Annotated in this window: 25 protein-coding genes; 3 read left to right on the top strand and 22 right to left on the bottom strand. The window is 59.8% G+C overall.

Translation table 11 applies throughout. The features are described from left to right. Positions 1–87: 87 nt before the first annotated feature. Entirely contained in the window at positions 88–525 is a 438-nt protein-coding gene (uspA, locus tag AACV31_RS18210) for a universal stress protein UspA (RefSeq protein WP_004388310.1), read from the bottom strand. Positions 526–918: 393 nt separating this feature from the next. Here uspA and uspB point away from each other — a divergent pair, with 393 nt between their 5' ends. Continuing rightward, positions 919–1,254, top strand: a complete 336-nt coding sequence (uspB, locus tag AACV31_RS18205; RefSeq protein WP_015742837.1) for a universal stress protein UspB — start codon at positions 919–921, stop codon at positions 1,252–1,254. A gap of 50 nt (positions 1,255–1,304) precedes the next feature. Here the strand turns inward: uspB and pitA are convergent, their stop codons facing one another. Next, the gene (pitA, locus tag AACV31_RS18200; protein WP_165155177.1) at positions 1,305–2,807 is read right to left on the bottom strand and encodes an inorganic phosphate transporter PitA; all 1,503 of its coding nucleotides are present in this window, start codon (positions 2,805–2,807) and stop codon (positions 1,305–1,307) included. Between the two features lie 229 nt (positions 2,808–3,036). Here pitA and AACV31_RS18195 point away from each other — a divergent pair, with 229 nt between their 5' ends. Beyond that, positions 3,037–4,227, top strand: a complete 1,191-nt coding sequence (locus AACV31_RS18195; RefSeq protein ID WP_165155179.1) for an NAD(P)/FAD-dependent oxidoreductase — start codon at positions 3,037–3,039, stop codon at positions 4,225–4,227. Positions 4,228–4,232: 5 nt separating this feature from the next. On the opposite strand, the gene AACV31_RS18190 is transcribed toward AACV31_RS18195, so the two are convergent. Both AACV31_RS18190 and AACV31_RS18185 read right to left on the bottom strand, forming a co-directional pair. After that, a complete protein-coding gene (locus tag AACV31_RS18190; RefSeq protein WP_165155181.1) occupies positions 4,233–5,633 on the bottom strand; it encodes an alpha,alpha-trehalose-phosphate synthase (UDP-forming) in 1,401 nt (466 codons plus the stop codon). 24 nt (positions 5,634–5,657) lie between these two features. Then, on the bottom strand, positions 5,658–7,073 hold the full coding sequence (locus AACV31_RS18185; protein WP_165155183.1) for a glutamine synthetase family protein: 1,416 nt from the start codon (positions 7,071–7,073) through the stop codon (positions 5,658–5,660). Positions 7,074–7,378: 305 nt separating this feature from the next. On the opposite strand from AACV31_RS18185, the gene AACV31_RS18180 reads away from it, so the two are divergent. Then, positions 7,379–7,888 carry an NlpC/P60 family protein gene (locus AACV31_RS18180; RefSeq protein ID WP_165155185.1) on the top strand — a complete coding sequence of 170 codons (510 nt, stop codon included), beginning with the start codon at positions 7,379–7,381 and terminating at the stop codon, positions 7,886–7,888. A 4-nt stretch (positions 7,889–7,892) separates the two neighbouring features. Here AACV31_RS18180 and acpT read toward each other — a convergent pair whose 3' ends face one another. The 18 genes from acpT to AACV31_RS18090 all read right to left on the bottom strand — a co-directional run bounded on the left by acpT (position 7,893) and on the right by AACV31_RS18090 (position 23,221). Continuing rightward, entirely contained in the window at positions 7,893–8,510 is a 618-nt protein-coding gene (gene acpT, locus AACV31_RS18175) for a 4'-phosphopantetheinyl transferase AcpT (RefSeq protein WP_075197156.1), read from the bottom strand. Between the two features lie 2 nt (positions 8,511–8,512). Further along, positions 8,513–9,742, bottom strand: coding sequence for a beta-ketoacyl-ACP synthase (locus AACV31_RS18170; protein WP_007765193.1), 1,230 nt, complete (start codon positions 9,740–9,742; stop codon positions 8,513–8,515). Further along, a complete protein-coding gene (locus tag AACV31_RS18165) occupies positions 9,739–10,470 on the bottom strand; it encodes a 3-ketoacyl-ACP reductase FabG2 (protein WP_075197154.1) in 732 nt (243 codons plus the stop codon). Before AACV31_RS18165 ends, AACV31_RS18170 begins: the two co-directional genes overlap by 4 nt. After that, on the bottom strand, positions 10,467–10,943 hold the full coding sequence (locus tag AACV31_RS18160) for an ApeP family dehydratase (RefSeq protein ID WP_165155187.1): 477 nt from the start codon (positions 10,941–10,943) through the stop codon (positions 10,467–10,469). The genes AACV31_RS18165 and AACV31_RS18160 overlap by 4 nt, the downstream gene beginning before the upstream one ends. Further along, the gene (locus AACV31_RS18155; protein ID WP_015742827.1) at positions 10,940–12,109 is read right to left on the bottom strand and encodes a beta-ketoacyl-[acyl-carrier-protein] synthase family protein; all 1,170 of its coding nucleotides are present in this window, start codon (positions 12,107–12,109) and stop codon (positions 10,940–10,942) included. The genes AACV31_RS18160 and AACV31_RS18155 overlap by 4 nt, the downstream gene beginning before the upstream one ends. A gap of 1 nt (position 12,110) precedes the next feature. After that, positions 12,111–12,695, bottom strand: a complete 585-nt coding sequence (locus AACV31_RS18150; protein ID WP_075197152.1) for a DUF3261 domain-containing protein — start codon at positions 12,693–12,695, stop codon at positions 12,111–12,113. Continuing rightward, a complete protein-coding gene (locus tag AACV31_RS18145) occupies positions 12,692–15,019 on the bottom strand; it encodes an MMPL family transporter (RefSeq protein WP_165155189.1) in 2,328 nt (775 codons plus the stop codon). Before AACV31_RS18145 ends, AACV31_RS18150 begins: the two co-directional genes overlap by 4 nt. Further along, on the bottom strand, positions 14,991–15,593 hold the full coding sequence (locus AACV31_RS18140; protein ID WP_161589814.1) for an outer membrane lipoprotein carrier protein LolA: 603 nt from the start codon (positions 15,591–15,593) through the stop codon (positions 14,991–14,993). The genes AACV31_RS18145 and AACV31_RS18140 overlap by 29 nt, the downstream gene beginning before the upstream one ends. Then, positions 15,590–16,012: an acyl-CoA thioesterase gene (locus AACV31_RS18135; protein ID WP_007765180.1), complete on the bottom strand. Its 423-nt coding sequence runs from the start codon at positions 16,010–16,012 to the stop codon at positions 15,590–15,592. Before AACV31_RS18135 ends, AACV31_RS18140 begins: the two co-directional genes overlap by 4 nt. 1 nt (position 16,013) lies before the next feature. Further along, a complete protein-coding gene (locus AACV31_RS18130) occupies positions 16,014–17,726 on the bottom strand; it encodes a glycosyltransferase family 2 protein (RefSeq protein WP_165155191.1) in 1,713 nt (570 codons plus the stop codon). Then, positions 17,717–18,070, bottom strand: coding sequence for an ApeI family dehydratase (locus AACV31_RS18125; RefSeq protein WP_165155193.1), 354 nt, complete (start codon positions 18,068–18,070; stop codon positions 17,717–17,719). The genes AACV31_RS18130 and AACV31_RS18125 overlap by 10 nt, the downstream gene beginning before the upstream one ends. Further along, complete coding sequence (locus AACV31_RS18120) at positions 18,057–19,421, bottom strand: acyl-CoA synthetase (protein ID WP_165155195.1); 1,365 nt, start codon at positions 19,419–19,421, stop codon at positions 18,057–18,059. Before AACV31_RS18120 ends, AACV31_RS18125 begins: the two co-directional genes overlap by 14 nt. Continuing rightward, positions 19,418–20,005 (bottom strand): hypothetical protein, encoded by a 588-nt coding sequence (locus tag AACV31_RS18115; protein ID WP_075197146.1) that lies wholly within the window; start codon positions 20,003–20,005, stop codon positions 19,418–19,420. The genes AACV31_RS18120 and AACV31_RS18115 overlap by 4 nt, the downstream gene beginning before the upstream one ends. 6 nt (positions 20,006–20,011) lie before the next feature. Then, positions 20,012–20,263 (bottom strand): acyl carrier protein, encoded by a 252-nt coding sequence (locus AACV31_RS18110; protein ID WP_007765163.1) that lies wholly within the window; start codon positions 20,261–20,263, stop codon positions 20,012–20,014. A gap of 12 nt (positions 20,264–20,275) precedes the next feature. Further along, positions 20,276–20,533 (bottom strand): phosphopantetheine-binding protein, encoded by a 258-nt coding sequence (locus AACV31_RS18105; RefSeq protein WP_007765160.1) that lies wholly within the window; start codon positions 20,531–20,533, stop codon positions 20,276–20,278. Further along, positions 20,514–21,335, bottom strand: a complete 822-nt coding sequence (locus AACV31_RS18100) for a lysophospholipid acyltransferase family protein (RefSeq protein WP_075197145.1) — start codon at positions 21,333–21,335, stop codon at positions 20,514–20,516. The genes AACV31_RS18105 and AACV31_RS18100 overlap by 20 nt, the downstream gene beginning before the upstream one ends. Beyond that, on the bottom strand, positions 21,332–22,054 hold the full coding sequence (locus tag AACV31_RS18095) for a beta-ketoacyl synthase chain length factor (RefSeq protein ID WP_075197144.1): 723 nt from the start codon (positions 22,052–22,054) through the stop codon (positions 21,332–21,334). The genes AACV31_RS18100 and AACV31_RS18095 overlap by 4 nt, the downstream gene beginning before the upstream one ends. Before the next feature lie 99 nt (positions 22,055–22,153). Then, entirely contained in the window at positions 22,154–23,221 is a 1,068-nt protein-coding gene (locus AACV31_RS18090) for a methyltransferase (protein ID WP_165155197.1), read from the bottom strand. Positions 23,222–23,278 lie beyond the last annotated feature (57 nt).

Genomic DNA, 23,278 nt, shown 5'->3' with positions numbered 1-23,278 from the left:
TTCAGTGTGGCGCTGCCGGACGGCAGCGCCTTTTTCACGGTTAAAGGCTTCGTAGGGCGGGTAAGCGTCGCGCACCCGCCGCCACCCTTACGCTTCTTCGTCGTCGCGCAGCGGGACGATCAGCATATCGATATGAACGGTGTTGATGAGCTGACGGGCGGAAGACATCAGCTTGCTCCAGAAATCCTGATGATGTCCGCACACCACCAGATCCACATCGTATTTCTTAATGGCGTCGACCAGCACCTGACCCAGATCGCCGCTGCCGCTCAGGGTTTCGGTAATCGGATAGCCCGCATTGGTGGAAAGCTCAGTCAGCGCGTGGTGCGTCTCTTCAGAGATACGCTTCTGCATGTCGCCCAGGTTAACGTCGATCAACCCGGTGTAAAGATCGGAATAATTCACATCGACATGAATCAGAGAAATTTTCGCGTTGTAGGGACGCGCCATGGATACCGCTTTATCTACCAGTACCTTACTTTCAGGGGACAGATCGACCGCGATAAGAATATGTTTATAAGCCATAGTGTTACTCCTTCCATAAGATGTCGATGACCAGTGGACTGGATGGCGCAAGCTACCTGCGGCGTCATCCCCGTGCCCGCGTCCTGCGTACCACAATCGCGGGAACTCATTCCGGCGTAAAGACTTAGTGCTAAAGCTAATTTTACCTTATAGCGCCCTGGTACATCCGTCAATCCGCCGGGGTCGCATACATTTAAGCGGAAAATGGGTCAGCAAGCGTTGATAAGGATTAACGATGTGGTAAAAAAATTACCGGATCTCCTACACTATTAAAAAAGCCGTTCGGGTGAATAAATGTGAACCCGATCGACTTTCACGCATGCACGCTTCACAGAACAGTCTTTCAGGTATTGGGGAGCCATTGCTTTCCAGGCGAGTCGTCGGGGGGAAGGTATGATCAGCACCGTCGCGCTGTTTTGGGCCTTATTCTTGGTTTGCGTTATTAATATGGCGCGTTATTTCTCATCGTTACGCGCGCTGCTGGTGGTGCTACGGGGATGCGATCCGCTGCTGTATCAGTATGTGGATGGCGGCGGCTTTTTTACCGCGCATGGTCAGCCGAGTAAGCAGATTCGCCTCGTCTGGTATATCTACTGGCAGCGTTATCTCGATCATCATGACGACGAATTTATTCGCCGCTGCGAACGTGTGCGCCGCTTGTTTATTTTGACCAGCGCCTTATGCGGGTTGGTGATTATTAGCTTAATCGGCCTGATGATTTGGCATTAAAAAAGCGGGTCAGTTTCCTGACCCGCTTCTTACCGTTCACGCCAATTCGCTTATACGAAACGCAACGCAATCCAGTACAGCACGCCTGAGAGCAGGATAGATGCCGGCAGGGTGAAGACCCATGCCATCAGGATGCTGGTAACGGTTTTGCGCTGCAGACCGCCGCCGTCGACGATCATGGTGCCCGCGACAGACGATGACAGCACGTGCGTCGTGGAAACCGGCATACCGGTGTAGCTCGCGATGCCGATGGACACTGCCGCCGTCATCTGCGCCGACATGCCCTGTGCGTAGGTCATGCCTTTCTTACCGATTTTCTCGCCGATGGTCGTCGCCACGCGGCGCCAGCCAATCATCGTACCCACGCCAAGCGCCAGCGCGACCGCCATGATTATCCATACCGGCGCATACTCGATGGTGCTGAGCATGTCGGCTTTCAGGTTCTTCAGCAGACGCTTATCGTCCGCGCTGGTTTCTTTGAGCTTCGCCACTTTATCGGTGGTGTCAGAGATGCACAGCATGATGCGGCGCAGATGGCTGCGCTGCTCCACGGTCAGCTTGTCATAGCTGTCGATATTGTTAAGCATCGTTTTGGCGCGATCCAGCGCCACGATGGCGCGGCTGGCGTCGCAGTGGAACTCCTTCGGATTATCCGTCGGGTTCACCTGCTCCGGCGTCGGGATCACCGGCTCTGTGCCTGCGACCTGACGCAGCGCCGCCGGGTGCTGCTGGAAGTACGTTTCAACGTTGCTGATAGCATCGCGGGTGCGGGTGATGTCATAGCCGGAGGCGTTCATGTTCACCACAAAGCCCGCAGGCGCCACGCCAATCAGCACCAGCATAATCAGGCCGATGCCTTTCTGACCGTCGTTCGCGCCGTGCGAGAAACTCACGCCGATAGCGGAGAGGATCAGCGCAATGCGGGTCCAGAACGGCGGTTTTTTCTTACCGTCTTTCTTTTCACGCTCGGCGGGCGTCAGATGGATGCGGGCGCGTTTTTTGGTGCCGTTCCAGTAGCGACGCAACAGGAACACCAGGCCGCCCGCGAACACCAGGCCGACAATCGGCGAAATGATCAGGGAGCCGAAAATGTTCAGCACTTTCGGGATATTCAGCGCATCCACCACAGAGGTGCCGGTCATCAGGGCGTTGGTGAGGCCAATCCCGATGATAGCGCCGATGAGCGTATGGGAACTGGACGCCGGGAGGCCCAGATACCAGGTGCCAAGGTTCCAGATAATCGCGGCCAGCAGCATGGAAAAGACCATCGCCAGGCCATGGGCGGAGCCTACGTTAAGCAGCAGATCGGTCGGCAGCATATGCACAATCGCATAGGCTACGCTTAAGCCGCCAAGCAGAACACCGAGGAAGTTAAAGAGAGCCGCCATAGCCACCGCAAGCTGCGATCGCATAGCGCGTGTGTAGATAACCGTTGCGACTGCGTTTGCCGTATCATGGAAGCCGTTGATAGCTTCATAAAACAGTACAAATCCCAGAGCAAGCAATAGTAACAGGCCAGTGTGTAAATCCAGCCCGGCAAACAAATGTAGCATAGGACGTTACGCCATTTTGAGGACATGAACGCGGCGCATTATCTAAGACAACGGCGGCGTGGGCAAAGTGAAATATAGACTTTTTTTAATCGGTGTCACTGAAGCGCCAATTTCACTAAAGAGATTACCTTTTAAATTCAATTTATTAGAATTTGTAACAGGGTTTTGTCTGGTGCGACCAGAGAGGAAACTTTACAATTCGCGGCCTTAACGGCAATGAGGAAGGGTTGTGGAACAGTTTGATGCCATCATCGTAGGGGCGGGCGCGGCAGGATTATTCTGCGCGGCGCTGGCAGGGCAGGCGGGGCGCCGGGTGTTAGTGCTGGATAACGGCAAAAAACCGGGGCGTAAAATCTTGATGTCCGGCGGCGGACGCTGCAATTTTACCAACCTCTACGTTGAGCCAGCCGCTTACCTCAGCGCCAATCCGCACTTCTGTAAATCGGCGCTGGCGCGCTACACCCAGTGGGATTTTATCGATCTGGTGGGCAAGCATGGCATCGCCTGGCATGAGAAAACCCTCGGGCAGCTTTTCTGCGACGACTCTGCGGAACAGATCGTCGTCATGCTGATGGCGGAGTGCGACAAAGGCGGCGTGACCGTGCGGCTGCGTAGTGAAGTGCTGGAGATCGCGCGCGACGACAGCGGTTATACCCTGACGCTCAATGGCGGCGCGGTGCAGACGCCGAAGCTGGTCATCGCCAGCGGCGGTCTGTCGATGCCGGGCCTCGGCGCCACGCCGTTTGGCTATAAAGTGGCGGAGCAGTTCGGCCTGAAGGTATTGCCGACCCGCGCGGGCCTGGTGCCGTTTACGCTGCATAAGCCGTTGCTTGAGCAGATCCAGACGCTTTCCGGCGTCTCGGTGCCTGCAGTGGTCACCGCCGATAACGGCACCGTCTTTCGCGAAAGCATTCTCTTTACCCATCGCGGGCTTTCCGGCCCGGCGATTTTGCAGATCTCCAGCTACTGGCAGCCGGGGGAGTGGGTCACCGTTAACCTGCTGCCGGATACGGACGCCGGGGCGTTTCTCGACGAACAGCGCGTCGCGCACCCGAATCAGAGCCTGAAAAACACGCTCGCCATGCTGCTGCCGAAGCGGCTGGTGGAGTGCCTGCAAAGCCTCGGGCAACTCCCGGATGTGACGCTGAAACAGCTCAACAGCCGTCAGCAGCAGGAACTCCTGGAGACGCTGCACGGCTGGCGCGTCCAGCCCAACGGCACCGAAGGCTACCGCACCGCGGAAGTGACGCTTGGCGGGGTGGATACCCACGAGCTTTCCTCCCGCACCATGGAGGCGCGCAACGTGCCGGGGCTCTATTTTATCGGCGAAGTCGTGGACGTCACCGGCTGGCTGGGCGGTTATAACTTCCAGTGGGCCTGGAGCTCTGCCTGGGCCTGCGCCCAGGCGCTTGCCGAATAACATCCTCAGTAGAGATTCTGCGGCGTGAAAATACCGCGCTGGCGTGGAAAGCGCGGCGGCGCGGGCATGCCATCCAGCGCGTCGAGAAAGGCGCTCGCCCACCACTGATTATCATACTGTCGCACCTGCGTGAGCAGCGCCGCATGGCGCTGTTTTCGCTCCGCCAGCGGCATCGCGAGCGCCGAATGCAGCGCTTCGCTAAGCTCGCTGGCGTCATACGGATTGACCACCATCGCGCCTTTCAGCTGCTCCGCCGTGCCGCTGCACTGCGAGAGGATCAGCACGCCCGGATCGGCGGCGTCCTGCGCCAGGACATAGGCTTTCGCGCTCAGGCTCACGCCTTCTGACAGCGGCGTAAACAGCGCGGCGCGGGAGCGTGCGTAAATCCCGGCGATAGCGCGCCGGTTCAGCGCGTCGTTATGCAGATAATTCACCGGAAACCAGCTCAAATCGCCAAACGCGCCGTTCACTTCGCTGCAAAAGCGCGCCAGCTGCCGCTCAAGCTGCGGCGAGAAGTGCGGGTACTCTTTCGCCGGGTCGCTCAGCTGCAACAGCGTGACGTCGCGCAGGTATTGCGGATGGTTGTTCAGCAGGTTACGCATGGCGTCGATACGGTAGTGAATGCCGCTGATATCGTTTATCACATCGTCGCTGACGATAAGCTTACGCGAATATAACGCGCCGTTTTTTGGGGCGAGCGGCGCGTGGCGCGTCGGGCGATGCGTCGCCACGCCGCAGGGAAACACGCCGACGTTAATAATGTGGCCGTTGACCCGAAGCGTGGTGGCGGACAGCCGCTCCGTGCGGTAATGGCGCATCACGCACAGCAGGAAATTATTCACATCGCTGCCGGACTGAAAGCCAATCAGATCGTAGTAAAAGAGCGAGCGCATCAGCCAGTCATGCTCCGGCAGCGTTCTGAACACATCGCCTGGCGGGAACGGCTGATGCAAAAAGAAACCACACGGGTTCAGCAGTCCCGCTTCTTTCAGGCCGCGTCCGAGGGGGATCAGGTGGTAATCCTGCACCCAGACGATGTCATCCGGGCAGATCTCCTCGGTCGCCATCTCCGCCACCGCCTCGTTCCACGCTTTATAGGCGCTGAACGCGCTTTTCTGGTGTGCAGCGAGATCGGGGCGGTTATGGAACACCGGCCACAGCGCCTGATGCACGTAGCCGTGGTAGTAACCGGCGTATTCCGCAGGCGACATATCCCAGCGCTGGCGCGTATAGCCCGCCGTTTCCCGCATCGCGATGCGGCGCGGTTCCCCGGCAAGGCCGACAGCGCCGCTCCAGCCCATCCACAGGCCGCCGCGCTGGCGCATGATGTCGTGCAGGGCTTCCGCCTGCGCATCGGCGCCGTGCGGCACGCCGCAGCGGCTGGATATCATGACTAAGCGAGACATGACTCACCTCTTTTTTCCGCGTGATTAATGGTGGTGGGCGCGTATTTCCGCGTCGGTAACTTCACTTTCGAACCGGGCCAGCTCCTGACGTTTGCAGGCAAGCCAGGCGTCGCTGAACGGCGCGCCCAGCTGTTGCCGAAGCCAGTCCGCCTCCTGAAAACGCGCGAGCGCGTCCGGCCAGAAGAGCGGCAGGGCGGGCAAATCCGTATTCATGCCCGCCTCTGGCAGGGGTAAGGGGCGATCAAGGCCATAGAGAATGCCCGCGAGCGCCGCGGCCGCCACGAGATACGGGTTGGCGTCGGCGCTCGCCAGCCGGTATTCGATGCGCTGACGGGTCGGGTCCGCGCAGGGCAGGCGCAGCGCCGCCGAGCGATCGTTATAGCCCCACGAAGAAAACAGCGGTTCGTTCAGGCTCTTACGCAGCCGCCGGAAGGCATTCGCGCCCGGCGTCACCAGCGCGACGCTTGCGGGCATCAGCGCCAGCAGGCCGCTCAGGCTGCGGCGCATCATTACGTTCGGAGTGCCCGCGTCGCCCGTGAAAAGGTTATTGCCCTGCGCGTCGTTCAGGCTGATATGAACGTGCAGGCCGCTGCCTGACAGTCTGGCGTGCGGTTTGGCCATAAAGCTTGCGCGATAGCCCTGTTTTTCCGCCACCTGATGCACCAGCCGTCGCGCCGCCAGCACCCGATCGCACATCTCCACCACGCGTGGGGTGTGGTTAAAATTGAGTTCGAACTGGCCCGCTTCCGCTTCCGCCACGATGCCGCAGACAGGCAAACCCTGGCGCCGCGCTTCGGTTTCCATCGCCTCCAGCAGCGCGCTGTCGCGGCCCGGCATGTCGATATCAAAACAGCGCGACGTTGGCGGCGCGCCGTCCTGCGCCTGCAGATAAAACTCCACCTCCGGCGCGATGACCGGATAGATGCCGCGCGCGTGGAACTGCGCCAGCAGGCGCTCCAGCACGACGCGCGGCTCCAGCGCGCAGCCTGCGCCGTCAGGGTCTTGCATCGCGAGCAGTAACTGGGCGTGATGTTCCGGATCGCTTGCGCAGGGGCGCAGCGTGCCGCTGACCGGCAGGCAGAGCCTGTCCGGCTCGTGCCGGGCAACCGCGCTTTCAACAACGAGCCCCTCGGTATCCATGGCATACACCGACAGCGGGAAATAGCAGCCCTGCGCCAGCGCGCGCAGGCTCTCGGCGCTGATGCGCTTGCCGCGACGGCAGCCATTCAGATCGTGCAGATAAATATCGACGTGGCGGGTATGCGGATATTCACGCAGGTAAGCGTCGGCTTCCTGGCGAAAGGAAACCGGCGTGCCGTGCGGCGCGCCCGCCAGCATCCAGGTATTAAGCAACGTAGAGAACATAATCGGTTCCTGACCGGAAGGCGCCACTGTCGGGCTCAGGGGTTTAAACCAGGGAGTAAGGGCAAAGGAGAACATAGGTCACGCTTCTTGTGAGCCGCTCGGGCGATGGTCAAAGGCTAGCGTTTTCCGGCAGGCGGCGGTGTAAAAATCCCGTAAAAAGAACGGCCTGGCGTATAAAAATGGCGTTTATTCTTCGGCGAATGAATGGGTTGCGCAGCGCGTGTCGGGGTCGATGAAAGAGGAGTAACAAACGAATGTAGTGAGAGTCGATAGTCTGTTTTATCGCCAGCCGTTAACGTTGCGCCCCGTCAGAGGAAGCACATACGGAGCGCACTTCCTGACCGGGTAAGGAGCAACAACACGAGACGGTAACGATCGCGATGCGTTTTTTAATGATGTTTTTTTATTTTACCTCACTGCTTGCAGCCCCGGCCTTCAGCGCCGCGCTGCCCCCGTCCTGGCATTATCACGATGCCGCGCCGGGCTTCTCCTCTCGCTTGCACACCGCCACGCCGCAGCACCCGCGGCTTAAACACGCATTGTTAAGCCGTTATGCGGGCTGGAAAGGCACCCGCTATCACTTAGGCGGCACGACGCACCGCGGCGTCGATTGCTCCGCGCTGATGCAGCATCTGTTTGCTGAATCGGCAAGCGTTTCACTGCCGCGCACGACCTTGCAGCAGCTTAAAAAGGGCAAAGCGGTAAGAAAAACGGCGCTGCAACCGGGCGATCTGGTGTTTTTCAGCACCGGCCCGCGACAGCGCCACGTGGGGGTTTATATCGGCGATGATCAGTTCATCCACGCCTCGAAAGAAAAAGGCGTGACCATCTCCAGCCTCAGCAACGGCTACTGGCGCGCACGTTATCTCGCGGCGCGGCGCGTGGTGTGATTCGTTAAAGCGAGGCGAGCGTCAGGGATTCGAGGCGTTTGCCGATATCCTTGCACGGCACGCAGGCGCAAACCGCTATCTGTAAATCCTCAACGCGGCAATCACTGAGAAAAACGCCTTCAGGCGGCGTGAGAATAGCTGGCGCCTGTAAGAGTTCCCACACGGCGCCGCCTCGCTGTTTGAGAAGCGCTTCACGCCGGGTCCAGCATTGCCAGAACGCCGGCAGCCTGGCTTCCTCAGGCAGCGCGGATAACATCGCCTGCTCCTCTTCGCTGAATATCGCGCGTGCCAGCGATGGCCAGCTCCGCCGCGGGCGGATCCTTTCGATATCGCAGCCCACCGCTCCCGCATCGCTAAGGGTCAGCGCCACAACGCCATCGCTGTGGCTCAGGTTAAAGGCCAGCTCCGGACGGTGCGGCAGAAAAGGTTTGCCGTGGGAGTCTGTTTCAAGCGGCGGCAGCCCGCGCGTACCGACAGCCCAGGCCAGCATCACTCGTCCGGCAAGCCAGCTCGCCTGACGTTTGCCCGACGGCTGTTGCGCGCGCAGGGCAGGCGACAGCCAGCGCGCAACCGCCTGAGGGGTACTGAGCGGGGGGATGTCACCGATAATGACGCGCAGCACGGTTAAGACCAGCGACGCAGTACCAGCGAGGTATTGATGCCCCCAAAGGCAAAGTTGTTGGTCTGGATAAATTCGCAATCGATAGCGCGTGACTCGCCCATAATGTAATCAAGCGCGCCGCACTGCTCATCGGGCTGACGCAGATTAAGCGTTGGCGCAAACCAGCCTTCTCGCATCATTTCAAGGCTCATCCAGGCCTCCAGCGCGCCGCAGGCCCCCAGCGTATGGCCGAAATAACTTTTCAGCGAAGAAAGGGGGGTGTGCTCGCCAAACACGGCGGCGGTCGCCTGCGATTCGGCGATATCACCCCGGTCAGTCGCGGTGCCATGCGCGCAGATATAACCGATATCACGCGCGTCAAGTTCCGCCATTTTCAGCGCCCGTTCAATGCAGATCTGCATCGTTTCCCGCTGCGGCTGCGTAATATGCGCCGCGTCGCAGTTGGTGTAAAAGCTCACGATCTCGCCATAAATGGTGGCGCCGCGTGCTTTGGCATGCTCCAGCTCTTCCAGGATTAACGTCCCGGCGCCTTCGCCAATCACCAGGCCGTCGCGGTCTTTATCGAACGGCGCGGGCGTGGTTTTCGGCGCATCGTTGCGCTGGCTGGTGGCGAACAGCGTGTCGAATACCGCTGCTTCGGATGGGCATAACTCTTCCGCGCCGCCTGCGACCATCACCGTCTGGTAACCGTGGCGAATCGCCTCCCAGGCATAACCAATGGCCTGGCTGCCGGAGGTGCAGGCGCTGGATGTCGGGATCACGCGGCCTTTCAGCCCAAAAAAGAGACCGGTATTGACGGCGGTGGTATGCGGCATCATCTGTACATAGGTGGTGCCGGTAATATTGTTGGTGTGCTTTTCCGTCAGCATGGTGGCGAATTCACTCACCGGGCCAGTACTTCCTGTGGAAGATCCATAGGCGATGCCGGTTTCGCCGTTGGTCAGGACGGGGGCGTCAAGCAGGCCCGCCATCTCCAGCGCCAGCTCCGTTGCGCGGGTCGACATCAGCGAGACCCGGCCCATGGAGCGAATGCGTTTGCGGGTATAGTGCTCCGGCGTGACAAAATCGTCGATCGGCGCGCCCAGCAGCGTATGCAGCCCGTCGTAGACCTGCCATTCCGGCATTTTACGCACCGCGTTTTCGCCCGCCTTCAGACGCTGCGCCACGCTGTGCCAGGTTTCGCCAAAGGCGGTAACGCCCGCCATACCGGTAATCACGACGCGGCGCATCATAACATGCCTCCATTGATGGAAATGACCTGGCGGGTAACGTAGCCTGCGATATCTGACATCAGATAGCTGGCGAGGCCCGCGACTTCTTCCGCCTGCCCCATACGTTTCATTGGAATGATGCTCATCGCCTCTTTTAACGCGGCCTCTTCCATCTCAATCATGCCGGTGTCGATAAGCCCCGGCGCGATGCAGTTGACGGTAATTTTGCGTTTCGCAAGCTCGATGGCCAGCGCTTTGGTCGCGCCGATAATGCCCGCTTTAGCCGCGCTGTAATTGACCTGTCCACGGTTGCCCATGATGCCGGACACAGAGGAGACGGTGACTATTCTTCCCCCCTGACGAGCGGCGATCATCGGCATAATGCAGGGCTGCACCACGTTATAGAAACTGTCGAGGTTGGTATGGATAACGTCGTCCCAGTCGCTGTCGCTGAGCGCCGGGAAGGCGGCGTCGCGCGTAATACCCGCGTTGCTGACGACACCATACCAGGCGCCGTGTTGCGCCATATCGGCTTCAAGCGTCTCGCGGCACGCCTCACGCTGGCTCACGTCGAAACAGAGCAAACGGCCTGCGCCGCCTGCCTCGATAATCTCGCGCAGCGTCTCCTGCGCGCCGTGTTCATCACGGTGATAATGCACCCCGACGGTAAAACCATCGGCAGCCAGCTGACGAGCAATCGCCCGGCCAATGCCTTTGCTGGCCCCGGTAACCAGAACGGAACGACTCATGTTGGGGCTCCCTGAGAAAATAGCTGGTTCAGCTCGGCGCTATCCGGCTGAAAGGTGTTAATGCGCCCGCGGGCGAAGCAGATCTCGCCGCAATGAATCGTGGCCTCGAAGCTGCCAAACTTTTCATCCTGCAAAAGCAGCGTGACGTCGATATCAAGGGTGCTGCCATGCGGGAATGCGCTGTGCTGGCATTGCAGATCGCGTGCGCCCAGAATCATGCCGAGCGCGATGCCCGGTTCGCCGCGCGAAATACGATGCCAGCCCGACCATACGCCCACCGTCTGCGCCATCAGTTCCATCGCATACCACGCGGGCAATTCGCCTTCCGCCGTCAGAAACGGCGCCAGTACCCCTTGCGGCGATACCGTCACGCGACAACGTGCCAGGTTTTCGCTGACGGCAAGGACGCTTTCCAGCAGCAGCATTGGCGTTTCATGGGGTAAATAGGCGCCAGGCGCCAGGTAAGGGGTCACGACATCCTCCCGAATAACAGGCTGGTATTATTCCCGCCAAAAGCGAATGAGTTAGAAAGCACGTAAGGCCGACGCAGTGGCGCAGGGGCATGCAGAATGCCGCAATCGGGCAGCGTTTCATCGGGCGAATAACGTGCAAAATCTTGTGATGGCAGCGGCAGCGAACGCGCCAGGATAAGCGCGCTTATGACCGCTTCGCAAATCCCGGCGGCGCCCAGCGTATGACCGGTGAGGTGCTTGGTCGAACTACAGGGCACGCGGTTGCCGAAGATCCTGTGCACGACGCGCGATTCAATTTTATCATTGAGCGGCGTGGCGGTGCCGTGCAGGTTGATATAGCCGATATCGTCCGGGGCCAGCCCTGCTTCGCGCAGCGCCTGGTCGATAGCGCGAATGGCACCTTCGCCTTCCGGATGCGGAGCGGAAATATGATAGGCGTCGCTGGATTCGCCTGTACCGAGCAGCGCAATAGCCTGCGGCTCGGCCGTCAGCAGCATGAGTCCCGCGCCTTCGCCGATGGTAATGCCGCAGCGGTCGCGGCCAAAAGGCTCGCACAGGCGCGCGGAGAAAGACTCCAGACTGTCGAAGCCATTCACCGGCATCCGGCTTAACGTATCGGCGCCGCCGACGATAGCGACGTCCGCAAGCCCCGCGTTAATCAGTCGCTTACCGCTGATAACCGCTCTGGCGCTTGAGGAGCAGGCCGTGGAAAGCGTAAACGCCGGGCCATGCAGACTCAGCCACGCGGCAAGAAACCGCGATGGATCGCCTAACTCTTGCTGATAGTAGTGCCAGTCGGTCGCGTCGCCTTCGTTCAGGTGAGCTTCCAGGTGTCGGTCGCTTTCATCCAGGCCAGAGGTACTGGTGCCCAGCACGACGGCTACCCGATCGCGACCGTAGCGCGCAATCGCCTCGTCAACCTGCGGCTGGATTTGCGCCAGCGCCGCCAGCAGGAGCTGATTATTGCGGGAGCGGTGCGCGCGAAACGCATCCGGGACAGGCGGCAGCGGGCCTTCAACGCCGCCCAGCACGGCCTCCTGGTCTTGCTGCAGCCAGCCTTTGCGCGCTTTCATGCCGGGTACGACGCCGCTTTGCAGGCTTGCCGCAGTTTCATCAAGCGAGGTGCCGAGCGCGCTCACCATGCCCATGGCGGAAACGTAAATCATCTCAGTCGTCCAGATATTGAATCGTGATGTGATAGTGGAAGACCTTCTGCTCAATACTGATGGGCTCACGACGTGTGCCGCGTTGCAGATAGGTAATCTGTGTCACCACGTGCCCGTTGTTATCGCGCAGCTCGCGGCGTAAACCCCGATCTTCCAGCGTCCAGCCTGCCGGTAAGCGGGAGCGCCAGGCGTCAACCGGCCAGTGGCTCAGCATAATATCGGCCAATACCTGGCTTGCAGGCGGCAACTGTGGAACGACGATAGATTGCTCGGTGTGGATGCCGCGACTGTCGTAAGTGGCCAGAAACAGGCGAATACCGACGGACGAGAGCCCCGCCAGCGTGATTTTTTCATGGTCGGCATTAAGCATCACCAGCAGCGATTGCTTTTGTCCGTTGAACTCGCCTGTCAGCAACTGCTGGCTGCTGACGGCAGGCGTTATGCCCGGCGGCGGCAGCGTGACGCGCACGCCCGGTTTCAGCCATGCCTGCGGATGCGGGTCATTCTGCCCGTCTGAATGGGGCGCGCATCCGCCAAGCAGTGATAACGCGAGCAGCATGCCCGCCTGCCAGAGGCTATTTTTCATCGTGATTTTCTCGCTTTGCGACGTTCCGGCATGGCCAGAGGAGATAATAAAAAGGCGACAAAGATGCCGCTGCACAGCACCGTGCCGAAGCCGCTAATCGCCTGTGTGGCGCTGAAGACCAGCATGCCCAGCGTCAGCAGGGTGGTGATCATGGCAAGCGTAATGGCGACCAGAGAGGTCAATGGCGTACCGCGCGGGTTGCTGAAAAAGAGCGTGTAGTTAATGCCAATGCCCAGGACCAGCACCAGCGCCAGCAACGAAAAGATATTCAGCGGCTGACCGGTAAAGGCGAGCGCGGCCAGTCCCGCGCCCAGCGAAAGCAGCGACGGCAGCAGGCTTATCAGTCCTTTGCGCCATCCCAGGCGTATCACGGCGCCGAGCGCGATAATAATTAACGCCACGCCTAACAGGCCTGTCAGCACATGGCGGTAGAGCGAAAAGAGCGCGTCAAACGACGCTTTCCGGTCTACCCAGGCGGCGCCGGGCTGACGCGCCGCCAGCGTGCTTAACGCCGCGCTGTCGCGCACGCCGTCCACGGGCACCAGCGCGCCGCTGGTGCCGTCGGGCAGCGTCAGCCACATCAGACGCCAGCCTTCGCTGGCCGGGCTGGCGAGCCACGCCTCAAGCGTTACGGGCATCGCGGACGTATTGATGGAGGGAACCGTAATGCCCGTCTGCGAAAGCGTGGCGTTGATGGTCGGCGCGGCGGCCTGGATCAAGGCCAGATCGCGCTGCTGGCGGGCGCTGGAATTTATTGGAATCAGACGGTATTGCGTCAGTAAACCTTCCTTCCGCGCTTTTTCCAGCACAGGGGCGAAAGCCTCCATACGCTGCAAGGTTTCTTCCGGCGTCCTGCCATAGATAACGAACCATTTTTGATCGCTGCCCTGGCCTGTGAGCGCGGCGATCGTTTTCTCCTGAGCCAGTAAACCCGCCGGAAGCGCCTGCAACTGCGCGATATCATCATCGACGCGCAGCGTGGCGATCCCGGCGGCCGACAGCAGGGCAATGACAACCGGCAGCCCGACAATAAGCCGCTTATCGCGCCGCCAGGCGGCAAGCGCGGGCAGTAGCAGCGATATCGCGGGCGCCGGGCGCACTGGCAGACCCCGGCACAGCAGCGGATGCCAGAAAATCACCGTCAGGCAGGAGGCGCTCAGCCCGACGGCCGCGAACAGCGCCATCTGACGGATGCCCGGGAAGGGGGCAAGCATCATCACCAGGTACGCCGCGACGGTGGTCAGCAGCGCCTGCAACAGCGTTTTGCCGACCTTCGCCATGCTTTGCTGCGCCGAGGCCTCCTGCCCGTGGATCATCCTTTCGGTCAGATAATAGAGCGTGTAGTCCGCGGAGATGCCGATAATGCTGACGCTCATGACCAGCGTCATCAGGTGCAGTTCGCCGAAAACCAGCAGCGTCACGGCGCTACCCGCCAGCGCCCCGGTACCGACAGAAAGCAGGCACAGCACCAGCGGGCGCAGCGAGCGAAAGGTCGCCACGATAAGCGCAATAACGCCAAGGATGGTCGCCAGCCCTAACGTAGAGACATCCTGTTTCGCCTGCTGGCTGGCGTAATCGCTATAAAACGCCGTGCCGCGCGAGAGCACATCGGCATGGGGGAACGCGGCTTTCAGCGCCTGCTCGCGCGCTTTGAGTGTGGTGACTATTTCATGCGTCTGGCGCATATCGAAGGACGAGCCGGCCAGTTCGCCATGCAGCAGGTACCAGTAATTGCCCCGATCGTCCTGCGCCGTCAGCCAGCCCTGCATCAGGCGCAGACGGCTGGTATTTTGCGCCATGGCCATTTGCGCGCCGCGCACCAGCATCAGCGGGTCGTTTTGTAACTCTTTGCCGCTAACGCCAGAAAACGCCGAATAGAGCTGCGACAAAATCCATTGCGCCTGCGCTTCGCCGCCCTTTTCCAGGCGGCTGCGGGTTTGCGCATCCAGATTGCCGTTGCGGTGTTGAAAGAAAAACGCGCCCCATGCCTGCTGCTGAGCGGCATCCATCGGGCCTTTGACGTCGCGCAGAAAGGGCTGGCGACGCAGCTCGTCCAGCCAGCGTTGCGCCACCTGCGGGTCCGGCGTTTTTCCTGGGCTGACCATCCACACCACCTGGCGGTCGAGACGCTGCATAAAGCCGTCATGCAGCGCAGGCGGGATCTCGCCTAATGTCTGTTGCGGCAACAGCGCCAGCACGCTGCTGTTAATACGCGCGTGCGGCAGCAGCGCACAGAGCGTTGCCGCCAGCAGCAGACAGAGGCCAAGCCAGGCCCAGGCGAAACGCCGTGGGTATTCAGAAAGCAAAACGTTGACGTTCATCATCGGTCAGTGTCGCAGGCTCAAGGCGGTGCTGGCTAAAGACGATCCCGGTCTGGTCGCCTTGTTTGTCAGATAAGTTAATGGTTTCCAGATAATCGCGTCCTTTCAGTTCGATAGAGGCGAAAATTTTATCCAGCGGGGTCGTGACGGGCGTCAGCATTAGCCGCCAGCGTCCCTGACCGTTGTCCTGAAAATCGATGCGGAAATTCTGCTCCAGCACCTGTCGATCCGCCTGAAAAAGCGCGCGGAGCAGGTGATTGAACTGGAACATCTGCGGGTTGTTTTGCGCCGTGACGACCTGCGGCGGCTGGTCGTTGATTTGCTGCGCCATCCGCGCGTCGTCCAGCAACAGGGTCATCGGGAAGGGGCGCGTCTGCCGCCAGAGCAAGCCTTTATCGCGCGCGATAATCATCTCGCCCTGCGAACGCAGCGGCTGAGGCATATCTTTAATGGTGCGGGTTTGTTCGAAATGGGCGCGAACAACCGGTTGCTGCGTAAAACGCTGCTGGAGTTCATCAAGCGTCACGGCGCTGGCGAACGGCCCGCAAAGCAGCAAGAAAAGCGGCCAGAATCTCATAATGTCACTCCCATTCGCTCGAACAGAATGGCCGGGCTGACGAAACACAGCTCCCGGCTCGCTTCTTCAACAGCGACCTGAATGGTGTAGCCCGTCGTGGTGCGCTTATGGGTTTGCGCATCGAAAATCGTGTAACCGATACGCAAGCGGTTTTCATACTCTTCGATGACGGCGCGTACCCGGATGCGTTGCTCAAAGGTCAGGGCATCGCGATATTTCACCCGCGTATCAACGACCGGCCATACGTAGCCGGAGGCTTTCATCTGCCGGTATCCATAATTGAACTGGTTAAGTAACGCCTCGCGGGCGATTTCAAAATAGCGAAAGTAGTTGCCATGCCAGACCACGCCCATTGAATCGACGTCGTGAAAAGGGATGGCGAGCTCCACTTCTGCGGTGAAACGCGGATCGTTTAACACGTTAAGACTCCTTTTTCCGGTCATCCGCCGCGTCGGGCAGGCGCCAGAAATCATAAAAGTTGAACCATTCGAGCGGCGCCTGAAGCGCGTAATGCTCCAGGCGTGCGGCATAGTGGTCAACCGCGTCCTGTAGCGCCTGCTCGCGCTGGCCGCGCGGCAGCTTCAGCGGGTCGGCGAAAGGCTCCAGGAACAGATGCAGTTTTCCTTTAAGATGTAGCGCGAAGACCAGATCGACCGGGCAACGGAGCGCGGCGGCGAGGATGAAAGGCCCCTGAGGAAAAGGCGCGGGCTGGCCCATAAACGCGCTCCAGATAACGCGCCACTGGCCGCCGCGCTGCGGATTCACCGCGATGCGATCGCCGACGATCGCCACCCATTCGCCGCGATCGAGTTTTTCTTTCAGCAGCATCGCCGTGTCGGGGCCGATATCCGTTACAGAGATGAGATTGACCCCGGCGCGCGGCGCGACCTCTTCCATGATTTGCTTAAAACGCTGCGCATTTTCGCTAAAAACCAGCGCATTAATAACGAGATTGCCGTGTCGTTCCGCCAGCGCGCGGCAGGCTTCGACATCGCCCAGGTGCGAGGCCAGCAAGAGCCGTCCCCGTTGGGGCGTTTCGGCGATCGCCTCCTGCGCTTGCGGCGAAATAACCACCTTGCTGCCAGGGCGTAATTCACCGCGCCAGCTGGCGATTTTATTGAGCATGGCCTCGCCGAAACGTAAAAAGTGGCGATAGCTGCTAAGCGGCTCCGGCGCGTTCTGCTGGCGCATCGCCAGGGTTTGTTGAACGCGGGAAAGCCACTGGCGCGATGCCTGACGGGCCTCACCGGCGCTGAGCCAGTACACGGCCACCACGGGGCGCAGCAGCGCATCAAACGCTCCGCGTCCCAGAAGGCGCCAGACCGCGATCATAATGCGCATCCCCAGCAAGCCTTTTCTTTCCTTCTGGCGCGCCCAGTGTTGCTGGCGTCGACGCCATAACAGCCCCGGCGCGCGCGGCAACATGCCGAAGAAAAGGCGCGTATGCATCCAGGAGATCCGGCAGTTATCGCGCAGCGCATCGAAATGCGATATGCCATCCTGCGGATAGGTGACGCGGGTGGGAATAAAGTACGTGGGATGGCCCCGCCAGTAGAGGCGCACCATGATCTCCGTATCGAAATCCATCCGTTTGCCGGGCGGATGGCGCTGCGCCAGCGCGAGCGTCGGCGCGATCGGATAGACGCGAAATCCACACATGCTGTCTTTCAGGGAGAGCGACAGCGTTTCTATCCAGACCCAGACATGCGTGACCCAACGCCCGTAGCGCCGGGCGCGCGGCATCGAGGCGTCATACACCGGATGACCGGAGATCAGCGCGTCGGGATGGCGTTGCGCCAGCGATAAAAAGGCCGGGATATCTTCAATGGCATGCTGTCCGTCGGCATCGACTTGCACCGCGTGCGTAAAACCCTGCTGCGCGACGTGGCGCAGCCCTTCCATCACCGCGACACCTTTGCCTGAATTACGGGCGAGACGCACCAGCGTCAGCGAGGGATAGCGTTGCGGCAGCTCGTCCAGCGCGGCGCGCGTGGTCTCATCGCTGCCGTCATCAATGATGAAGCAAGGCAGCGCAAAGGGCGCCAGGCGCTGCAACACCTTTTCAATCAGGCTGCCATGGTTGTAACACGGGATCACCACACACGGACGAAAGGAAGCGGCAGTCAGCGACATAGCTTGATTTTCCCGCTGCTGGAGAGAATGCGCGCGTCGCCCGCCAGCCGGTGATAGCTGAAGCTCAGCACGCCGCGCGCCTCATTCCAGTCGAGCGAAAGCAGGACATCGCAGCCCGGCAGTAGCGGCGCCTGAAACTTCACATTCTGAATGCCATGAAACCGGTAGCCGGGCGCAACGAGTTCAGCGGCATAGCGCATGACCCAGTCCAGCTGCGCCACGCCTGGCAGCAACGGCTGCACCGGGAAATGCCCTTTAAACCAGAAAAGCGTGGGATCAAGGCGCAACACGATGTCAGCCTGCGCGGGCGACGGCTGGTGTCGTTGGATTTCAGGAGGGGTCATGAAAGAGTTCCTCTAATTGCGCATAGACACGCTTGTTCATACTGTTGACCGGAATTTCATCCACGATGCGCCAGTAACGGGGGATAGCGACGGGCTCAAGCCACGGGAGCAGAGCGCGGCGCCATGACAGCTCAAGCTGTTTGCCGGTGCTGTGCTGTTGCTGGCGAGCGCCTTCGCCATTGAGGACGACCAGAACCCCGACGCCCTGACGGCCGCCGCGCGTGACCGGCAACGCCGCGACCTCATGGATGCCCTCAATCATGAGCATCCGGCGTTCTATATCGCTTAATGAAACTCTTTTTTCTTCGATTTTAACGACACGCCCCTGGCGCCCCGCCAGATGAAACTGTCCGCTCTCCAGCACATGGAGCGCATCGTCCAGCAGCAGCCCTTCGCGCTCGGGAATGATGTCTGAGAACACGCGCCAGCATGCCTGCTCTTGCCTGAGGACGACGCCCGGAAAAGGCTGCCAGGGAGCATCATCCTGCGCACGGTAGCGCCACGCGAGCACCCCCGTCTCGGTACTGCCGTAGATCTCATCCGGCGTGACGTCAGTCCAGTCCACGGTATGCTGAACATCCTGCCAGGGCAGCATGCCGCCTGCGGAAATAATCAACGACAGCGACGGCGCGACGAGCTGTTTATCGAGACGTTTAAGGAATGCCGGGCTGCTGATAAAGGCGTATGTGTGACCGCAAGGCAGCGCGGCAAGCTGCTCGGCGTAATAGAGCATCGCGGTATGCAGCGGCAGACCAAGCGCCATGGGCAACATGATGCGAAATGTCAGGCCATAGAGATGTTGCGGCACGACCGACGCCACCACGCGACATCCTTCCAGGCGATGCGCGAAGCGCTGCGCCAGCAAAGCGGCTTCGTTATCAAGACAGGCGACGGGTTTGCGTACCCGCCGCGGTTGACCGGTCGATCCGGACGTGAACAGCTCGACATAGCTGTCCGGCGTTAACGGCGGCAGCGCGGGCGGCGGCGCGTCATCCGGCGTGCCTGCCGCAACGATAAGCGTCGGGCCGCCCCAGTCCATCGGATGATCGGTCAGAATGCCGCTGAATAACCCGTGCTGCTCCCGTAATACCGCGATGCGGCGATGGCCCGGAATGACCGGCACCTTACCCGCATGGAGCGCCGCCAGCAGCGCGGTAGTAAACAGGTAGCTGTCTTCAAAGCAGAGCGCCCAGCGTTCGCCAGGCTGCGCCAGCAGCGTCTGCGTGAGTCGTGAAACGTCAGTGCGTAATTGCCCCAGCGTCCATTCTCGTTCGCACGACCAGGCGACAACGGTATCGTCAGGCCGCGGCGCGCTCAGCCACTCGGCCACAGGCAACGTAGAGGAGGTCATACGGCGCTCCGCTGAATAATACGACGACGCACCAGCCATTCACCCGCCATCAAAAGCCCCATGAGCAGATAAGCGATGGCGCCGTTCCAGAGCGTCCATAGCGACATATCGCCAGCGAGGCAGGTAGCGGCGGCTATCGCGCCGTTGAAAATAAAAAAGAGGCACCAGATTTGCGTGACCCGACGGGTGTAGCTCACGGCGCGCGGAGGCAGTTCAGGGTCGCGCAACCGCGCGAGGCGCTCGACCAGCGGCATACCGCGCCAGAGCGAACCGCCGAACAGCATCAGCATCACCGCATTCACCACAACCGGATACCACAACAGGAGAGCGTGCTGTCTGAGCGTGAGGCTCGCGAGGCATAACGCGATACCCGCGAGCGCGACGCCGGCGGACATAAAGCGTCCCGGCCCGGCAAGCCGTCGCGCCTGATACAGCCTGGCCACCAGCAACAGCGCCATCACCGGAATCATCCAGCGCATGATGTTAAGCCTGATGCCGAGCAGGATAACGAAAGGCCATGCCAGGGTGAGGACCACCGTCACCGGGGCGCTCACGCGACGCAACGCTGTCAGGATACCGGTCATGCGCGCTTATTCTTCGCTCAGCAGACGCTCAACCGCGTCCACCACATCCTGAACGGTGCGGACGGATTTAAAAATCTCCGGCTTAATTTTTTTGCCGGTCTTTTTTTGCAGATGGACAACCATATCCACTGCATCAATGCTGTCCAGCTCCAGGTCTTCATACAGTCTGGCCTGCGGGGTAATGTCCGCCGGATCGATTTCGAATAATTTGACGAGGAGGCCGGAAACTTCCTGATAAATAGCGTGTTGATCAACCATAACAAACTCGTTTTATGCGCGTTGTGAATGAATAAAGGACGCCAGCGAGGCGACAGAGAAAAAGTGCTGCCGCATCTCTTCGCTTTCTGCGGAAAGCACAACGCCGTACTGGTTTTTGACCGCCAGACCTAACTCAAGCGCATCGATGGAATCGAGACCCAGACCGTCGCCAAAGAGGGCCGCATCGGTTTCGATATCCTCGGCGCTCAGTTCTTCCAGATTGAGCGTGTTGATAATCAGATTTTTAATTTCAAGATAAAGCGCTTGCATCGTTGTGGATTCCTGCCAAAGGTGGGGTTTGCTGTGATAACTGGTACAAGAGATGGCGGTTGAGCTGACGAGCCGCCAGCGCAGGCTCGAACGCCTCCTGAGCCTCACAAAACTCTGCGGTATTGATTCGCTCGCCGACCATGACCCTAAACTGCGGCTTGTGCGCCGGCACGTGATACCATTTGCTCTGCTTATCAAGCAGATGTTCGCTGCAATGAATCGTGACCACTCGCAAGTCGGCACGGCAACGCACGGCGATATTGGCCGCGCCGCGTTGCAGCGTCATGGGCTCGCCAACGCGGGTACGAGTGCCTTCCGGGAAAATGAGCAGCGTATCGCCGTTGCGCAGACGTCTCTCGCTTTGCGGCAGCAGACGGTCAGCCTGGCTATTAATCAGGTAATCCGCCGCCCGGATAACGCCGCTGACAAACGGGTTACGCAGCAGATCGCCTTTTACGAGGCAGTCGGTTTCCGGCATAACGGACGCGATGAGCACGTAATCAATCAGCGTCGGATGGTTGGCGACCACCAGACAGCCGCGCTCTTCGCGCAGCGTCTGCGCGCCGTCAATCGCGTAATCCAGCACGCCTACAGCCTTCGCCACGCGCAGAAAAAAGCGGAAACTGGCGGCGATGCTGCGTCTTGCAATACGTCGCCGCCGCTGACTGTCTCGCTCTGCAAGATTAAGCAGATTGAACCAGACGACGGACAGCAGCAGACCGCCTGCGCCAAATAGCGAAAAACAAAAGCCGGTCATCAGCAAACGCCAGAGCCAGTCGAGACGCGCCAGCAGGGTATTCATCGGCGGCTCCAGTGCCAGAGCATCCGCTCGCCCTGCAACGTGAATTCTGACTGGTCGCGCAGACAGTGACGCAAAAATTGCAGGCTTTGTGAAAGCGCCGGTTCCGGGGCAGGCGCACAGGGTTGCGTCTGGCAGCGCAGTGCGTCGCCGGGTTCAATCACCAGCGCGACGGCATAGGCAAAAATCGGCATATTTTGCGGGACGCGCCCGTGATAAAACTCAGGCAGCGCGCCATCGAAATCGACCATCAGAACGCGCTGATAGCCTGCCTGCATCAGACACATAACTTCGCACAGCCCTTGCTGAAAGGTATCGACCCCTGCCGAGAGCGACGACGAGACCAGAGGCTGGCTGGCGGCAATGGTGAGATTGCCGACGGCTGAGTTATGGACCGACATGGCGAAATCGGTTGGGGAGAGCGGCTGTCGGGACGCAAGCGACGTCAGAATGCGGAAATTACGCTCCAGTTCGCCATGGCGGCTGGTAAAGAGGACGGCGTCAATGGCATGACGGCGCAGCATCGTCAGACCGCACTCTACCGCCAGACGGCTGCCGGAGGCGAGGCGACGCGCGGTCATCATCGGCAGGGCGGTCAGCTTCGCCTGCGGCGCTGTCGGATCGATAGCCTGGCAGCCGTGCGCCCAGTCTGACCACTGAGTCGGTTCGCTGAGCCCCGGCGCTCTCGCCTGCCAGTCAACAAGGTTTAATGCAAAGTTCATTCACGCGCTTCCGCCGCACACTGTTTTTTTCTGACTCAGAAGCATCAGGAAAAGGGTGCTGCGACCATTTTACTGTGACTCAAAATCATCGGTGACGTCTCAGGTTTTCTGGCATATCAATAAGGTATGCCCGGTACCGAGATGGTCGAGTTGTTGTTTAACGTGAAAACCTGCCGCCTCAAGCCAGGCGGTAAATTTCACGACGCTATAAAAACGGCTGTTGCCGTTTGCCATACAGGTGAAGTAAAGCGAAGACGCGTTCAGACTGAACGAGGCCGCCTCAAACTTCTGCGCATCCCAGAAGAGTTCCATGACGCATAAATGGGCGCCTGGCTTCATAACGCTGGCGACGCGCGTCAGCATGGCGACAATCTGCTCGGGTGAGAAACAGTCCAGAAACTGGCTCATCCACCAGATATCCGCGTCGCCCGGCAGCGGCGTGGGCGTCAGCATGTTCGCCGGGTGAAAATCGATACGATCCGCCATCCCCGCCGTGCTCACCGCTTCACGCGCCAGCGCGATTTGCTCCGGCAAATCCAGCAGCGTTACGTGTACATCTTTGTTATATCGGCAGCAACGCAGCGCCCATTTACCGGTATTTCCGCCTACGTCATAAATTAAATTTGGGTTCAGGGCGAAAACGTGCGGCAATACGGCGTCAAACGCGGCGTCAGAGTAGTAATGATCGAAGGCGAACCAGCTGCTTTTCGCGGGCTCCGGCAGTTGCGACAGCGCCGGATAAATCGTCGGCCATTCGCCAAAGACTTTCAGGCCTTCTGGCGTGCCTTTTTCCAGGGCGTCGCGCAGGTAATAAAGCCCCTGATAACAGACGTCCTGCGTAAAATCCATGTTGACCCGCGTCATGGCGTCATGCAGCAGAAAATGGCCGGTTTTAGCCAGGAAATAGCGATCGTCGCGTTCGAAAATAATGCGGCCGCTCAGACCCATATCCAGCAGAAGACTGATAGCGTAAGGGCTTAATGCGCAGGATTCGGCAATCTCATCCAGCGTCGCGCCCTGGCGGTTTTTGCCATCGAGAAACGCAAGAATGCCGGAATCGCGAAGGTTGATCGCCGCCTGAAAGAGCATGGGTGCAAACGCAATACGCTGGGCTTCCGTAATCGCTTCCAGCGCGCTCAGAGAATCACTGTTGTAATGAGCGGACACAAAACTTTCCTTAGTATTTCACGCAGAAAAAGCCGGAGCCCGCAGGCCCGGCTTACG

This window comes from Cronobacter sp. EKM101R (genome assembly GCF_963888145.1).
Classification (GTDB): domain Bacteria; phylum Pseudomonadota; class Gammaproteobacteria; order Enterobacterales; family Enterobacteriaceae; genus Cronobacter; species Cronobacter turicensis.
This window is presented reverse-complemented; position numbering and strand designations above follow the sequence as displayed.

Coding starts and splice junctions, on each gene's coding strand:
- AACV31_RS18170 (WP_007765193.1), bottom strand. CDS start 9,742: ATGATGCGCCGCGTCGTGATTACCGGTATGGCGGGCGTTACCGCCTTT.
- pitA (WP_165155177.1), bottom strand. CDS start 2,807: ATGCTACATTTGTTTGCCGGGCTGGATTTACACACTGGCCTGTTACTA.
- AACV31_RS18150 (WP_075197152.1), bottom strand. CDS start 12,695: ATGAAAAATAGCCTCTGGCAGGCGGGCATGCTGCTCGCGTTATCACTG.
- AACV31_RS18165 (WP_075197154.1), bottom strand. CDS start 10,470: ATGAGTCGTTCCGTTCTGGTTACCGGGGCCAGCAAAGGCATTGGCCGG.
- AACV31_RS18180 (WP_165155185.1), top strand. CDS start 7,379: ATGCGTTTTTTAATGATGTTTTTTTATTTTACCTCACTGCTTGCAGCC.
- AACV31_RS18130 (WP_165155191.1), bottom strand. CDS start 17,726: ATGTCGCTGACTGCCGCTTCCTTTCGTCCGTGTGTGGTGATCCCGTGT.
- AACV31_RS18120 (WP_165155195.1), bottom strand. CDS start 19,421: ATGACCTCCTCTACGTTGCCTGTGGCCGAGTGGCTGAGCGCGCCGCGG.
- AACV31_RS18095 (WP_075197144.1), bottom strand. CDS start 22,054: ATGAACTTTGCATTAAACCTTGTTGACTGGCAGGCGAGAGCGCCGGGG.
- AACV31_RS18185 (WP_165155183.1), bottom strand. CDS start 7,073: ATGTTCTCCTTTGCCCTTACTCCCTGGTTTAAACCCCTGAGCCCGACA.
- AACV31_RS18155 (WP_015742827.1), bottom strand. CDS start 12,109: ATGATTTACGTTTCCGCCATGGGCATGGTGAGCGCGCTCGGCACCTCG.
- AACV31_RS18145 (WP_165155189.1), bottom strand. CDS start 15,019: ATGATGAACGTCAACGTTTTGCTTTCTGAATACCCACGGCGTTTCGCC.
- AACV31_RS18190 (WP_165155181.1), bottom strand. CDS start 5,633: ATGTCTCGCTTAGTCATGATATCCAGCCGCTGCGGCGTGCCGCACGGC.
- uspA (WP_004388310.1), bottom strand. CDS start 525: ATGGCTTATAAACATATTCTTATCGCGGTCGATCTGTCCCCTGAAAGT.
- AACV31_RS18110 (WP_007765163.1), bottom strand. CDS start 20,263: ATGGTTGATCAACACGCTATTTATCAGGAAGTTTCCGGCCTCCTCGTC.
- uspB (WP_015742837.1), top strand. CDS start 919: ATGATCAGCACCGTCGCGCTGTTTTGGGCCTTATTCTTGGTTTGCGTT.
- AACV31_RS18125 (WP_165155193.1), bottom strand. CDS start 18,070: ATGACCCCTCCTGAAATCCAACGACACCAGCCGTCGCCCGCGCAGGCT.
- AACV31_RS18115 (WP_075197146.1), bottom strand. CDS start 20,005: ATGACCGGTATCCTGACAGCGTTGCGTCGCGTGAGCGCCCCGGTGACG.
- AACV31_RS18100 (WP_075197145.1), bottom strand. CDS start 21,335: ATGAATACCCTGCTGGCGCGTCTCGACTGGCTCTGGCGTTTGCTGATG.
- AACV31_RS18105 (WP_007765160.1), bottom strand. CDS start 20,533: ATGCAAGCGCTTTATCTTGAAATTAAAAATCTGATTATCAACACGCTC.
- AACV31_RS18140 (WP_161589814.1), bottom strand. CDS start 15,593: ATGAGATTCTGGCCGCTTTTCTTGCTGCTTTGCGGGCCGTTCGCCAGC.